General features: G+C 44.8%; 15 protein-coding genes. 10 read left to right on the forward strand and 5 right to left on the reverse strand.

All coding sequences use genetic code 11. The annotated features are described in order from the left end of the window. Nucleotides 1-322 precede the first annotated feature (322 nt). From SYN6312_RS13020 to SYN6312_RS13030, 3 genes are all read left to right on the forward strand, one after another. Nucleotides 323-1,432 (forward strand): hypothetical protein, encoded by a 1,110-nt coding sequence (locus SYN6312_RS13020; RefSeq protein ID WP_015125346.1) that lies wholly within the window; start codon nucleotides 323-325, stop codon nucleotides 1,430-1,432. A 122-nt stretch (nucleotides 1,433-1,554) separates the two neighbouring features. After that, complete coding sequence (locus SYN6312_RS13025) at nucleotides 1,555-2,010, forward strand: winged helix-turn-helix domain-containing protein (RefSeq protein ID WP_041430857.1); 456 nt, start codon at nucleotides 1,555-1,557, stop codon at nucleotides 2,008-2,010. A 40-nt stretch (nucleotides 2,011-2,050) separates the two neighbouring features. Beyond that, a complete protein-coding gene (locus SYN6312_RS13030; RefSeq protein ID WP_051021028.1) occupies nucleotides 2,051-2,572 on the forward strand; it encodes a transposase in 522 nt (173 codons plus the stop codon). A gap of 372 nt (nucleotides 2,573-2,944) precedes the next feature. Here the strand turns inward: SYN6312_RS13030 and SYN6312_RS13035 are convergent, their stop codons facing one another. Next, nucleotides 2,945-3,613, reverse strand: coding sequence for a response regulator transcription factor (locus SYN6312_RS13035; RefSeq protein ID WP_015125348.1), 669 nt, complete (start codon nucleotides 3,611-3,613; stop codon nucleotides 2,945-2,947). A gap of 36 nt (nucleotides 3,614-3,649) precedes the next feature. Then, nucleotides 3,650-4,720: a sensor histidine kinase KdpD gene (locus SYN6312_RS13040; protein ID WP_015125349.1), complete on the reverse strand. Its 1,071-nt coding sequence runs from the start codon at nucleotides 4,718-4,720 to the stop codon at nucleotides 3,650-3,652. A 323-nt stretch (nucleotides 4,721-5,043) separates the two neighbouring features. On the opposite strand from SYN6312_RS13040, the gene kdpA reads away from it, so the two are divergent. The 7 genes from kdpA (at nucleotide 5,044) to SYN6312_RS13075 (ending at nucleotide 11,752) form a co-directional block, all read left to right on the forward strand. Next, nucleotides 5,044-6,735, forward strand: a complete 1,692-nt coding sequence (gene kdpA, locus SYN6312_RS13045; protein ID WP_015125350.1) for a potassium-transporting ATPase subunit KdpA — start codon at nucleotides 5,044-5,046, stop codon at nucleotides 6,733-6,735. A 55-nt stretch (nucleotides 6,736-6,790) separates the two neighbouring features. Continuing rightward, nucleotides 6,791-7,033, forward strand: a complete 243-nt coding sequence (locus SYN6312_RS13050) for a hypothetical protein (RefSeq protein WP_015125351.1) — start codon at nucleotides 6,791-6,793, stop codon at nucleotides 7,031-7,033. Further along, a complete protein-coding gene (locus tag SYN6312_RS13055) occupies nucleotides 7,020-7,472 on the forward strand; it encodes an HNH endonuclease (protein ID WP_015125352.1) in 453 nt (150 codons plus the stop codon). Before SYN6312_RS13050 ends, SYN6312_RS13055 begins: the two co-directional genes overlap by 14 nt. A 140-nt stretch (nucleotides 7,473-7,612) precedes the next feature. Beyond that, on the forward strand, nucleotides 7,613-9,694 hold the full coding sequence (gene kdpB / locus SYN6312_RS13060; protein WP_015125353.1) for a potassium-transporting ATPase subunit KdpB: 2,082 nt from the start codon (nucleotides 7,613-7,615) through the stop codon (nucleotides 9,692-9,694). Nucleotides 9,695-9,710: 16 nt separating this feature from the next. Then, complete coding sequence (locus tag SYN6312_RS13065; protein ID WP_015125354.1) at nucleotides 9,711-9,983, forward strand: potassium-transporting ATPase subunit F; 273 nt, start codon at nucleotides 9,711-9,713, stop codon at nucleotides 9,981-9,983. A 68-nt stretch (nucleotides 9,984-10,051) separates the two neighbouring features. Beyond that, nucleotides 10,052-10,621, forward strand: coding sequence for a K(+)-transporting ATPase subunit C (gene kdpC, locus SYN6312_RS13070; protein ID WP_015125355.1), 570 nt, complete (start codon nucleotides 10,052-10,054; stop codon nucleotides 10,619-10,621). Between the two features lie 9 nt (nucleotides 10,622-10,630). Continuing rightward, on the forward strand, nucleotides 10,631-11,752 hold the full coding sequence (locus tag SYN6312_RS13075) for a universal stress protein (RefSeq protein ID WP_015125356.1): 1,122 nt from the start codon (nucleotides 10,631-10,633) through the stop codon (nucleotides 11,750-11,752). Here the strand turns inward: SYN6312_RS13075 and dapF are convergent. The 3 genes from dapF to SYN6312_RS13090 form a co-directional block, all read right to left on the reverse strand. After that, a complete protein-coding gene (gene dapF / locus SYN6312_RS13080) occupies nucleotides 11,749-12,606 on the reverse strand; it encodes a diaminopimelate epimerase (protein WP_015125357.1) in 858 nt (285 codons plus the stop codon). The two genes, SYN6312_RS13075 and dapF, sit on opposite strands and share 4 nt — an antisense overlap. Nucleotides 12,607-12,670: 64 nt before the next feature. Then, a complete protein-coding gene (locus SYN6312_RS13085; protein ID WP_015125358.1) occupies nucleotides 12,671-13,276 on the reverse strand; it encodes a hypothetical protein in 606 nt (201 codons plus the stop codon). A gap of 52 nt (nucleotides 13,277-13,328) precedes the next feature. Further along, nucleotides 13,329-14,129, reverse strand: a complete 801-nt coding sequence (locus tag SYN6312_RS13090; RefSeq protein ID WP_015125359.1) for a DUF2092 domain-containing protein — start codon at nucleotides 14,127-14,129, stop codon at nucleotides 13,329-13,331. Nucleotides 14,130-14,190: the final 61 nt, after the last annotated feature.

Below are 14,190 nucleotides of genomic sequence, written 5' to 3' on the forward strand. Positions count from 1 at the left end.
GAAAAACAGCGTGACTGTAAAGCCTGTGGAATGCGGCAGTACCCAGGCCGATGGGGGCATTATCGGGAAAATTTTCACCCGTGAACCCGCAACCGTGTTACCGATAGCCCAGGGATACTTTCTCTTTTAAGTCGCTAAAATTTTGAGGATCGGATAAATCCAGTCTCTTGGAGCTACTCCTGGTCAGTCTCCAGTTGCATAATCAGGCCAATGTAATCGTCAATGCTGATGAGATAAAACTCACCTTCTAAGATAGAAGGAGCGAGTCCTACTTGTCTTCATCCATAACACCGAGAGACGAACCAGGCTAGAGGTTAATTCTATGATTCCGGCGGTAATGGCAGCCCTTGAGTCCGGCGACTTAACCCAGGCCATGGCTCTTTTAGAAACTCTGCCACCGGATCAACCCCAAGTAATGCTGGGCTGGGCTTGGTTAGAGGAAAAAAAGCAAAACCTCGAAGCGGCGGAAACTCGGTATCGCGATATTCTTCGTCAAGATTGTGGCCCCAAAATTATTCTGCGGGCCCGCCAAGGCCTGGAACGGATTGCAACAACTCGCAAGCAACAACAAATGGACGCGCTAGCGACAGTGGCCCAGGCCCCTGGTGGTGATCAACGGGCCATCCTCGTCCTTGAAGCCGTCCCTAACCCAGAAGTTAAAACCAAGTTAGCCCAACAGCTTACCCGGATTATGGACATCGAACCCTATGCAGCCCGGTTGCTCTTACCCAGTCGGGGATGGCGATTGTTGCGGAATGGGACAATGGCAGAGTTGGCCGTCTATGGCTCGCAATTAAGAGCCGCAGGCATTCCCGCGTTTTGGTTGCCTCTGGATCCGCTCCAAGAGTTAACCGTCATTGAAGTGCGTTTTCTCCAAAGTTTATCGCCCCAAGTCCAGGCCGGGTGGGGTGGCCATGGCTCAGAACCGCCGCAACATATTTTTACCTTTAACTGGGAAGAGGTAACGCAGCGGGTGGAAGGACAATTACCGATTTTTGAAACCGTGGTGGATCGCGATAGTCGAGGCACTGCTACATACAAATCGCAAGTTCAAGACCATGCCCAATGCTGTGACTTACACTTACCTAGCCGCCAAACCATTCTCCGCTTTTATCGTGGCCACTACCAATTTAATCGGGGGATTGATCTCACGCCAGTCCAGGGGAGCGAAGTGGCCGCGGATCAAGAAACCTCATGGGCTAACTGGCGGCAATTGTTGGCAGTCTTTAACCATTGTCGGCCGGGAATTCCTATTTGGAGTGACTTTACCTCCTTCGCTGAAACAGTCCTAGAGCATACAGACCTGTTAGAAAAAATTAATCCCCATCTAGATCTTTTTCGGCGGGAGGACTGCTACTGGGATCATGCGTTTCAACTTTATAGTGGTTTAATTATGGCGTTAAGCGGATCGGAACATCGCCCACTGACTTAACTGTTGGATCGCAATCCCACCTGAATCAAGGATCATTTGAGGCTGTCATCATAGCAAAATCAACGTTCTATAGCATTCCGTTTTTAGATATGAGACAATTAGAGCATGATTTGGATGGTCTCATGGATGAACTCAACCAATTTATTGATGCTTGTCTAGATTCAAGAGAGACTAAGCGCGCTCTAGCGGTAAAGATGACACTAGAAGGATTTACGCATCAGCAGATTATGAATATTCTCCGAGTTTCATCAGGATTCATCACAAAATGGAAACAAGCGTTTCTATTATCAGGTGTGAATGGGCTAAAACTTGCGTATAAAGGTAAGCCTGCTTATTTGACAGAGGTTGAAAAACAACAGGTACTGGATTGGTTAAAGCAACAGAATTATTGGAATCTTGAAGAGTTAGAGACGTATATTTTAGATACATTTAATGTTATCTATTCTGCAAAGTCTAGCTATTATAATTTATTACATGAAGCGGGTCTATCCTGGCAAAAAGCACAGGTCACTCATCCCTTGAAAGACCCTGATAAAGTCGCCTTAAAAAAAAGAGATTTGTCAGTATTTAGAAGCTAATCGAGTTTCAATTGAATCGGAAAAAACCGTTGTCTACTGAGTGGATCAGTGTCATCTTGTTTCCGGGGATATTTGTGGATATGCTTGGGATAAAACGGATGAAAGAGTACAGATTCCCATCAAAAATATAAAGGAGAGGCAAACGTATTATGGTGCAATTAACTATGTCACAGGTCATCTAATTGTGAAGCCTTATTCAACTGGAAACAGTCAGAATACTATTGAATTTATCAAAGTGATAAAAGCGATTCATCCCAATCAGAAAGTTATTGTGATTTGGGATGGTGCAGCATATCATAGCAGTCATGATTTTCGTAATTATTTACATCAAGTCAATGGAGATAAGCCAGAACAAGAATGGCCTATTTACTGCATCAAATTAGCCCCATACGCACCAGAACAAAATCCGATTGAAGCAGTGTGGTTGCAAGCTAAAAACTTCTTGAGGAATGAGTGGCATTTATTGAAAACATTTAAGATTACTAAATGGCTGCTTGAACAGTTTTTAAGTCATTTTTTTCTCCATTCTTCTCATCTCAGTATGTATGGTATGTTCTCATGAATAATTCATGTTTGCTATAGCTCCCTATGCGCCTGAACAAAATCCAATTGAAGCGATGTAGCTACAAGCTAAAAACTTCTTGAGACAAGTCTGGCATCTGTTTAAAACATTTAAAACTGTCAAGTGGTTATTTCAATGGTTTATTGATCGTTTTATTCTGCGTTCTGTGCAACTTAATATGCATGGTATCTTCTCATGAATCATTACTGTTTGCTATAGTTTTCATTATCTTAGGAAGGTTTGAAAAATGATGATTTAGGTGAGGGATATGTAGTGGTTGAAACTCACAATCAGTTAGCTCCATGGATTATTCCATTAAATTAATTCAGGCGTTAATAGGGCTTTACAGTTTTAAAGTCTAGACTAAAGATTTTAGTTACGGTCAGATGGAATGTCTAAACCCTGCTGCATGGCCCAAATTGCCGCCTGAGTCCGATCCCGCATCCCGAGCTTATGCAAAATAGCATGAACGTGAACCCGGACTGTCCCCGGCGCAATATATAACTCTTGCCCAATTTCGATATTACTCTTACCCGTGGCAATCAGTGACAGAATTTCCTTTTCTCGTTTAGTCAGAGGCAAATCAGCATTGGTTTCAAGAGTTTTTGGTAGCATTTCATAAGTAGATTGAATGTTTTCCGTGGCCTGGGTATCCCACCATGAAGCACCAGCAACTACTGACTGAATTGCTAAGACTAAATGTTCACTGGCTCCTCCTTTTAGGCAATACCCTTGGGCCTGTTTTTTGATTAAATCTGTAATTAGATTCGAGCTGCTGTGGGAGGTAAGAATTAAGACAGGCAATTTTGGATAATTTTGTTTGATTTGGTAGCAGGTTTCTAAGCCCCCCAGGCCGGGTAAACCCACATCTAAAATCACCACATCAACAACATTAGTGCGTAAGAAATCAAGAGCCGTTTCTCCATCCTCGGCCTGGGCCATAACTTGGAAATTTACTTCCTGTTGCAGCCGAGTTGAAAGGCCCAAGCGAAAAAGTTCATCATCTTCGACTAATAAAATTCTGATAGGAGCAGAAACCATAACTATGAACTCAAGACTTGTAGAAGTAATCAAACATTAGGCCGAGGTTGACCGCTCCCCAAAGTAACCAGGTAGGGTGAAATTAAAACTAGCTCCTGATACCAAAGGGTCTGCCCATAGTTTACCTCCGTGAGCTGTTATAATTTGCCGACTGAGATAGAGACCTAAACCTGTTCCCTTGGCTTGACGGTGATGATGGCCTTGATAAAACTGTTCAAATAGAAACGGCAACTCATCGGAGGCAATTCCCAGGCCCTCATCCTTGATATTCACTTGATAAAAAGACTGTTTTAAGCTGATCTGGACTTCCACCTTACCGCCGCGCTGAGAATAGTTAAGGCCGTTGGCAATCAAGTTGGTTAAAACTCGTTCTAGTTGCATTGAATCTCCTAGTATCCAACAATTAGATCGAAATTCTGATTCGCCTTGAATCAATCTTAGATGCACCTGTCGAGATAGCGCAAGTTGAGTTAATTTGGCAATCACTTCAGCAATTAAATCGATTAAGTCAATGGGTTGTAAATGCAGTTGTAAACCTTGGTTATCAATTTCATAGACATCTAACATCGTTTCAACCAATTTCAAGGTTTTTTGATGACTCCGAATCATAATTTGAATTGCATTTTTCTGCGCATTTGTGATTGGGCCAAACTGAATTATTTCCATCGCCTTTAAGGTTTCAATAGCTCCTAAGAGGGGCGTTTTCAGATCATGGGTTAAGGTTAAAATAAAATCTTCTCGAATCCGAGCTAACTCAGATTGACTTTTTAATTGGACTTCTTGCTGGAGAAGGCGAAACTTATAATTCTGGAGTTGTTGCCCCAACCAGCCTGTGACGATTAATGCTAAAGCTACCAATAAACGGTTTGCTAAGGTAATACTGTTGATATGCTCCAGGCCGGGAACGGCTAAATTTAAAAGGGTTAAAAACACCCCTAGGCCTGTAATGATAACCGTTTCCCGTTGACTGAGTTGAGTACTAGCTAGAATGACAACACTGATATAGAGATAACCAAAGACATAGGGTGGCGGGGTACTAAATTCGAGAATAATGATAATTAGGAATAAAGCTCCGATTAACCAATAGATGCACTTACTTAATGTCATATACTTATGTTTCCGTTATTGATTATCTGGTTTCTTTATCGCCTCAATCTAGCGAATTATTGAACAAAGGTTATCTAAATCACTGTTATCTATATCATTTGGTATAGTCTTTTATCTGCTCTCTAAGCACTCAGCTAAATCAGCCGTTATAAATTTATATTAAACCTGGCTTTTTGGTGTTTTTATGATGATGATCCGGCAAGATAAGAACTAAGATAATCTCAATCAGTATCCATGTCACCTCATAAGTTGAGAGGGAAGTTATGCCACCAAAATGCTCATCTGTTCTATATTTGCGTCCCCGATATTACGGTTAAGAACTTATGTTGTTTGGCTTTCTCCAAATTTCTTTAATTCTAATCATTCTGGTTCTGGTAGCTCCTCCCTTGGGCTATTACATGGCGGGTGTATTCTCTGGTGAACAAGCCAAATTAGGGCGAATTTTTCAGCCAGTTGAACGCTTGTTATTCCAGGCCAGTGGCATCAATCCCCATATTTCAATGACAGCCTGGCAATACATTCGGGCTTTGCTGATGAGTAACTTGGTGATGGGTTTATTTGTCTTTGTCCTACAACTGGCCCAAGGTTTTTTACCCCTCAATCCGACTGGTTTAGGCGAACCAACGTGGGATTTAGCCCTGCATACAGCCGTATCTTTCATCACCAATACCAATCAACAGCATTACTCCGGCGAAACCACCTACAGCTATCTGACCCAGGCCGGGGGCTTAGGCTATCTCATGTTTACTTCGGCGGCGACTGGGATTGCGGTGGCTATTGCCTTTATTCGGGGACTAACAGGGCAACCCATTGGTAACTTTTATCAGGATTTGGTTTTAGCCATTACCCGGATTCTTTTACCCATTTCAATGATTGGAGCCATTCTTTTGGTGATTGCTGGAGTTCCGGAAACCCTAGCTGGCCCGGCCCAAGCAACCACATTAGAAGGAGCTACCCAATTCATTGCCCGCGGGCCCGTGGCTCATTTTGAAATTATCAAGCAACTAGGAGAAAACGGCGGCGGCTTTTTTGGGATTAACTCGGCCCATCCCTTTGAAAATCCCAATAATTTCAGTAATCTCCTCGAAACGGTGATCATGCTGGTGATCCCGGCTGGCCTGGTAATTACCTATGGCAAGATGGCTAACAATCCCAAACAAGGCTGGTTGCTATTCTGGTTAGTCTTTTTGATCTTTACGTTTCTGATTGTCATTACGGCTATTGGAGAGTTTGAAGGAAATCCGATAGTTAATCAGCTTCTAGGAGAATCAGCCCCAAACTTGGAAGGCAAAGAAGTCCGATTTGGTTGGGCTTTAACGGCACTCTGGGCTGTGGCGACGACGGGGACAATGTGTGGGGCAGTCAATGGGATGCACGACTCGTTAATGCCACCGGGGGGATTTTCGGCACTGTCGGATATGTTTCTGCAAATTATTTGGGGTGGGCAAGGTACAGGTACAGCCTATTTATTTGTGTTTTTAATCCTCACAGTGTTTTTGACAGGCCTTATGGTGGGACGTACCCCAGAATTTCTCGGACGGAAAATTGAAAAGAAAGAAATTGTCTTAGCCAGTGTGATTTTACTGATCCATCCGATTGCAATTCTGATTCCAGCCGCGATTACCCTAGCTTTTCCTGAGCAATTAGCAGGCATCAGTAATCCGGGGTTTCATGGCATTTCCCAAGTGGTTTATGAATATGCCTCTGCTGCCGCTAACAATGGTTCTGGGTTCGAGGGCCTGGGGGATAACACTGTCTGGTGGAATTTAAGTGCGACATTTTCCCTACTGGCGGGTCGCTATATCCCCATCATGGCCTTGATTTTCTTGGCAGAGGGCCTGGCGCAGAAACAACCCGTTCCCGAAACCATTGGCACTCTTCGCACCGATACTGTTTTGTTTACGGCAGTTACAGGTGGTTCGATTTTAATTCTCGGAGCTTTAACTTTCTTACCTGTCTTAGCCTTGGGCCCGATTACAGAAGCCTTTGAGCTAATTCACTTGAGTGGAAACTAAGTATCATGAAGTAATCTAAATCTTTATGACTATGTAATTTATTGATGAGGTCAAGATGTTCACAACAGTTAGTCAGCCATCAGCATTAATCCATGAAATTCAACTTGAGAAGGTAGATCACTGGACTTTATTTAAATTTAGCGACTCACTGCAACAGCGAATGGAGAACCTTTTGGAAAAAAAGAAAGCTGATGAACTGACCTTTGAAGAAGTCACTGAACTTGAGGCCATTGGTGAACTAGACCGGATTTTCACTCACATTAATGCAATGTTGGCTAGTCAAAATGTCAATCAATAATGAACTCAAACAAGCCATTCGTCAGCGAGCCAATTACTTATGTGAGTATTGTCACTCTTCAGAACGACTCAGTGCGGGGAGGTTTACGATTGAGCATCTTATTCCAAAGTCGCTAGGTGGTTTTGATGATCCAAAAAATCTTGCTCTCGCCTGTCGCCGTTGTAATGAGAGACGTTATAACTTTATTGCCGGATTTGATCCTGAGACTGAGATGGTTGTTCCGCTTTTTAACCCACGCCAAAATCAATGGCAGGAACACTTTATTTGGCTAAATCGGGGTCTTCTCATTAAAGGAATTACACCTATTGGCCGTGCAACTTGTATTCGCCTTGATCTGAATGATAGCCGTTACCCAGAAGCCGATTCAATTCGAGAAACTAGGCGATTTTGGCTCAAGACAGGATTACATCCACCAGCAGAAGATTTATGTGAAGACTGAAGATTTGCTTTTCGGTAACAGAATATTGAGTAAAACAGCAGCAAATAGCACTTATTCAGAGCAGGACTTATAGGCATTAGTTTGATGATTTTTAATCTTTTTCATTCTCTTCGATTTGTAACTAACTACAAAAGGAATCCATGAAGATCATAAAACCTCAACCTGGTGGCCCCCGCTCAGCCCGCCGTCACACCCCAAAGGCCAACTTATCTGGACTCTATCAACGGGCCGCTACAGAGGCATTTCTGAAATTAGATCCCCGTGTTGCCATCAAAAATCCCGTCATGTTTCTGGTCTGGGTTGGGACAATCATCACGTTTTTATTAACCCTTAACCCAGGCCTGTTTGGGGTAGTTACCAGTGATCGGTCGCATATTTTCAATGGCTTAATTTGTTTCATTTTGTTGGCCACCGTTCTATTTGCCAATTTTGCTGAAGCGGTTGCCGAGGGACGCGGAAAAGCCCAGGCCGACGCCTTACGATCCACCCGTTCTGATATCATTGCTCAAAAGCAAAATCCTGATGGTAGTTTCGTTGCTGTCAGTTCCAGTGCGCTCCGTAAAGGAGATCGGATTAGAGTTGTCGCTGGAGAAATGATCCCGATGGATGGCGAGGTGTTGTCCGGGGTAGCAGCCGTGGATGAATCTGCCATTACAGGTGAGTCGGCCCCAGTCCTCAAAGAACCCGGATCCGATGTAGCCAGTTCGGTAACGGGGGGAACGCGGGTGATTTCCGATGAGCTATTGATTGGGATTACGGTTGATCCGGGTAAAGGCTTTATTGATCGGATGATTGCCCTAGTCGAAGGTGCAGAACGCAGTAAAACCCCTAATGAAATTGCCTTAACCGTGTTGTTAGCCGTTTTAACACTGGTGTTTCTAATTGTGGTTGCCACGTTACCGCCCCCTGCTAATTACATTAACAATCCCGTCAGTGTCGCCACGTTGATTGCGTTACTAGTTGCGCTAATTCCCACTACGATTGGGGGCCTGTTGAGTGCCATTGGGATTGCCGGAATGGATCGGGTGGCGCAGTTTAATGTTGTCGCAACATCGGGGCGAGCAGTCGAGGCCTGTGGTGACATTAATACCCTGGTCTTAGATAAAACCGGAACCATCACCTTGGGTAATCGCTTGGCTGAGTCCTTTATTCCCGTGAATGGTCATTCATTAGAGAAAGTTGCCAGTGTTGCTCTAGCTGCCAGTATCTTTGACACCACTCCCGAAGGAAAATCCATCGTCCGTCTCGCGGAACAGTTGGGAGCTAAGGTTGACTTTGCTTTAGAAACGGCCACCGGGATTGAATTTTCGGCCCGAACCCGGATGAGTGGGACAGATTTACCCCAAGGCGCAGAATTTCGCAAAGGAGCTGTAGATGCGATCCGAGGCTTTGTCCGCTCGCGGGGAGGCCAGGCCACGGCAGATGTGGAAACAGCCTATGAAACGGTGTCTCGTCAAGGAGGAACGCCCTTAGCCGTCTGCCAGGATCAAGAAATTTACGGGGTAATTTACCTGAAAGACATCATCAAACCAGGGATTCGCGAACGCTTTGCTCAACTGCGGCGGATGGGGGTTAAAACCGTCATGCTCACTGGCGATAACCGGATCACGGCTCAATATATTGCCCAAGAAGCCGGGGTGGATGACTTTATTGCCGAAGCGACCCCAGAAGACAAAATTCGAGTCATTCAACAGGAACAGGCAGCCGGAAAGTTAGTTGCGATGACCGGAGATGGCACTAATGATGCTCCAGCTCTGGCCCAGGCCAATGTCGGGGTAGCCATGAACTCGGGAACACAAGCCGCCAAAGAAGCTGCAAACATGGTGGATTTAGATTCCGACCCAACAAAGTTGATTGATTTAGTCACGATTGGCAAGCAATTACTCATTACTAGGGGAGCCTTAACCACCTTTTCTCTTGCTAATGACATTGCTAAATACTTTGCAATTATTCCAGCCATGTTTGCGGCGATTGGGATTGGAGCCTTGAACGTTATGGGGTTAAAAAGCCCAGAATCCGCCGTGTTGTCTGCCCTGATTTATAACGCTTTGATTATTCCGGCCTTAATTCCCTTGGCATTAAAAGGGGTAAATTTCCGACCCTTAACCGCAAATCAGTTATTGCAACGGAATATTCTCATCTATGGCCTGGGGGGGATTATTGCGCCGTTTATTGCCATTAAAGTCATTGATGTTTTGATTGGTAACGTTGGTATTGTTTAAGGTATTGAGGTAAATCATGTTAAAGCATTCTCATACAAATTTAAGGATCAAGGATTGGCCAAAAATTAGCTCGCTCAATCTGCCTGATATCTCTCCGAAAAGCCGTAACCGATTTCTGACAATTTTGACTCTATTGTTGCTGCAATTATTGTTAGCAGAAGGAGTTTATGCGGCTACCCAGGCAGGATTAGAACGGGGAAATGCTTATGCCATCGCAGGATTATTGATTTTAGTTATGGGCCTGGGAATCTATTTAATGGTGGTGATTATTGAACCAGAACGTTTTTAAGGATGATCTAATGCTGATTGCCTTTGCAATTTTGGATGCTCTATCGCTCATTTGGAGGGTTCAACGTTATGCGTGATTTCGTGATTGCTATTCGCAGTTCTGTTGTTTTGTGGCTTTTAACCGCTTTAATTTATCCTCTAGTGATTTTAGGGATTGCTCAAGTTGGATTTCCATTCCAGGCCAATGGCAGTCTACTCACTAACTCTAGTCAACAAATTATCGGCTCGACTCTGATTGGACAAACTTTTACCTCAGAGCGTTATTTCTGGGGCCGACCCAGCGTGGTTAACTACAGTGAAAATAAAGAGGCAAATCCAACCGGTTTATCAGGGGCCAGTAATTTAGCACCGAGCAATCCTGAATTATTAAACCGGATCAAACCGGAGATTGATCGTTTACAACAAGCCAGAGTTAAACCCACCGCCGATTTAATCTATAGTTCCGGTTCTGGTTTAGATCCTCATATTTCCATTGCCGCAGCCCAGGCCCAGATTAACCGCATTGCCCAGGCCCGCAACCTCACCCCGGAAAACCTAACGACCCTGATCAATCAACATACAGATGGACGCTTTTTGGGAATATTCGGTGAACCAGGGGTGAATGTTTTGCAACTGAATCTTGCCTTGGATCAGCGTTAGAGTCAACCAATGAAAAATCCTTCTGAGACAGAACTGCACACTCTATCCACGAAGAATCATCTTGGCCCATCTCGCCGCGGCAAACATAAGATTTTTATTGGGATGTGTCCAGGGGTTGGCAAAACTTACCGGATGTTAGAAGAAGGACGACGACTCAAGCAAGAAGGCTTAGATGTAGTCATTGGCCTGTTAGAAACCCATGGTCGTAAAGAAACTCAAGAACGAGCCACTGGCCTGGAGTTAATTCCCCGCAAAGCATTGAGTTGGCAAGGGAAAACTTTTACAGAAATGGATATAGAAGCGACTATTGAACGTAAGCCCCAACTTGCCTTGATTGATGAATTAGCTCATACCAATGTGCCGGGATCAGAACGAGAAAAACGCTATCAAGATGTTGAAGTGATTTTACAAGCGGGTATTGATGTGTACTCGACTGTCAATATTCAACACCTAGAAAGCCTCAATGATTTAGTCTTCAAAATTTCTAGTGTGGTTGTGCGCGAGCGAATTCCAGATCGACTTTTGGATGAAGCTGATGAAGTGGTGGTTGTGGATGTCACGCCGGAAACCTTACAACAACGCTTAAAGGAAGGAAAAATTTACGCCCCAGAAAAAATTGACCAGGCCCTACAAAACTTCTTCCAACGTCAAACATTGACTTTACTCCGAGAGCTTTCATTACGTGAGATTGCCGATAGTGTCGAAGAAGATGTTCGAGAAATGCAGCAGGACTATTGCAATATTCAAGAGCGAGTTTTAGTCTGTATTTCGACTTATCCTAATTCTGTTCAATTATTGCGCCGGGGAGGACGAATTGCTCACTATATGAATGCGCGATTATATGTATTATTCGTTGCAGACCCTAATCGCTTCCTATCAAAATCTGAATCCTTATATATCGAAACCTGTGAACGATTGTGTCAAGAATTGCCAGGAGAATTTATTCGCATTGAGTCAGTTGATATTGTCGGGACGATTGCCCAAGTTGTTCAAGAAAAACATATCACTCAAATTGTCATTGGTGAAAGTCGTCGCAGTCGTTGGCAAACCCTATTACGTGGCTCAGTTAGTCAGAAACTTATGCGGAAATTGGCGACAGTGGATCTACACATTATTGCTAATACTCCCTAGTTCTCTAAGTCAGTAACCCCATCAAACACATGGTTAGCCGGCCCCGTCATATAAATGGCTTGAGTTGTTTGCTGCCAGTCAATATCCAGACAACCACCGGGAAGTTCAACCGTAGCTTGGGGTAAGGCCCGTTGAGTTAAGACTCCAGCCACCACCGTTGCACAGGCCCCCGTTCCACAGGCCAAGGTCGCCCCAGCCCCCCGTTCCCAGACACGCATCTTCAGATAGTCAGGTCGGATAACTTCGACAAATTCCGTATTCGTCCGTTGGGGAAACATGGAGTGATGTTCAAACCGCGGCCCCAATTCAGCCAGGGGGATAGCAGCGACATTCTCAACAAACGTAATTGCGTGGGGATTTCCCATACTGACACAGGTGAGTTGCCAAGTCTGTCCAGCTAGTTCTAACGGCACATCAATCACTTTTTGATCGGGGTCGCTCAAGGTTGTGGGGATTTCACTGGCGAGTAATTTGGGAGTTCCCATATTGACACTGACCCGGCCATCAGTTTGTAAGTTAAGAGTCATTACCCCCGCCAAGGTTTCAACCCGATAGATCCAGGCCTGGTCAGGAGCATGGGACTCTAAGGCCGCAATAAACTTGGCCAAACAGCGAATCCCATTCCCGCACATTTCAGCCACGGAGCCATCACTGTTAAACATGGCCATTTGGTAGTCACAGGTGGCATCAGCAGGGCTACAGAGAAAAATAACTCCATTGGCCCCAATGCCAAAATGTCGGTCACACAAAGTCTTGGCCTGGTCAGCAGTTAGGTAAAGCTCTCCCTGTTGACGATTATCAATCAGGATAAAATCATTGCCCAGGCCTTGGTATTTGCTAAATGCTAGTTTCATAGAGCCGATTATAACAAACCTCTTTTCCTCTCCAGCTTAGCGTCGCGACAATTTCCCTAAAACTCTAAGGGGCTTGGACAACCCGATAGTAAACCCCATTAGCTCCATAGGCTGGACTAAACCAGGTTGTCCCGCATTGATAAAAAGTGCCACTTTGTGTAGATATGGCTTGACAACCAGTCGGTAACACCGGATAAATAGCACCCATAGCATAGGCATTTGCAGCAGCAGCCCCAGCAGCATAGGCATTGGCACTCGCAGCAGAAGAAATCGCCGCCCCTGTCGCAACTCCCACCGCCGCCCCGGCCGCCGCCCAGCCCCCGCAGTTATAGCATCCACTGCCGTAATAGGAATTCACTACAGTCGGCGGATGATAGGTTGAGTAAGTCCCCCCGTAATAGGTGTGATCTCCATAGGCTGTTGTTCCAGATGCTGTTGTTCCGTGCCAAGTGCCGTCATTCCCGGAAGCAGTGCCCCCTCGATATCCGGTTGCGTTCCAAGACCCATCACCACCAGATGCGGATCCCCCCCTTGAAGTTGAGGCACTCCAAGACCCATCACTATGGGATACGGATCCACCTGCCGCATGAAAGTAGGCTTGAGCAACTTGGGGCAAAAACATTAAACAGGCAACAGACATCGTTATTAAGGCTGTTGGGATTCTTTTCATGTCCGAGTCTCCTAGGAAATTTTTTGTGAATGAGAATGCTGGCAAGTCAGGTTTATTTGTTAGAAGGTTTTGGAGGATTAAGAATCACAGGGGAAGCAAAGGGAATTTTTAGGGCCTTGGCAGTATTGGTTGGGGTAAACATAGTGGCAGTCACTGGGGGATTAATCAACCAATTTGAAAATTCAACCTGATGTCGTAACCGAGAGGGGTCATTGCGATAAACAGCCCGTAATGCCCGTGGTAGGTGATCCTCAGTTCCAATCCAAACCTGAGCGAAGATCTGATCATTACCCATAGCAACAATATCAGTGGCTGTTCCTCCCACAACTTGAGATTGACCCACAACAAAGGCAAATTTTAATTCCTTGATGAGGTCTTCATGGGGATTAGAGACAATGAAATCTGTAAAAGGAAAGTAAATTGAGGCTTTCTGGTAGGCTTCCTTAAGTGCTGAATCCAAGTTATTAGGAGCCGCAGCTACAGCGACAAGATTTTCATTGGGAGCAAAGGCCACCATCGTCTTGCCATTGTAGTAAAACTCACTTTTAGGGCCATCGGCTGTGGTAATGACGCGGAGGTTGTTAGGACGTTGAACCAGAACTTGTGAGGATGAAAAATAGACTAGGGGTGGCCCGATCCGAGATGGACTTTCATAGGCTGTAGTGGCTGTAAAGGAGAACGTTTTCGCGGCCTGTAATCGTTCACCCATGGCTTTGATGATTTTAATCGCGGCCGGATCAACCGGATTGACACTGGGAGGAGTTTGGGAATGAGCTTCGGTTGCTGTTGTTGCCCAGGCCAGGAGGGGTAATATCAGAAATGACAGTTTAAGAACAAGGGGTTGTCGGTTCATGGAGCAGGGTAATCCTACTGATTCTAAAAAACTAGATTATTTATCTACCCTCATATTATAG

Origin of the sequence: Synechococcus sp. PCC 6312, assembly GCF_000316685.1 — a bacterium.
Taxonomy (GTDB): Bacteria; Cyanobacteriota; Cyanobacteriia; order Thermosynechococcales; family Thermosynechococcaceae; genus Pseudocalidococcus.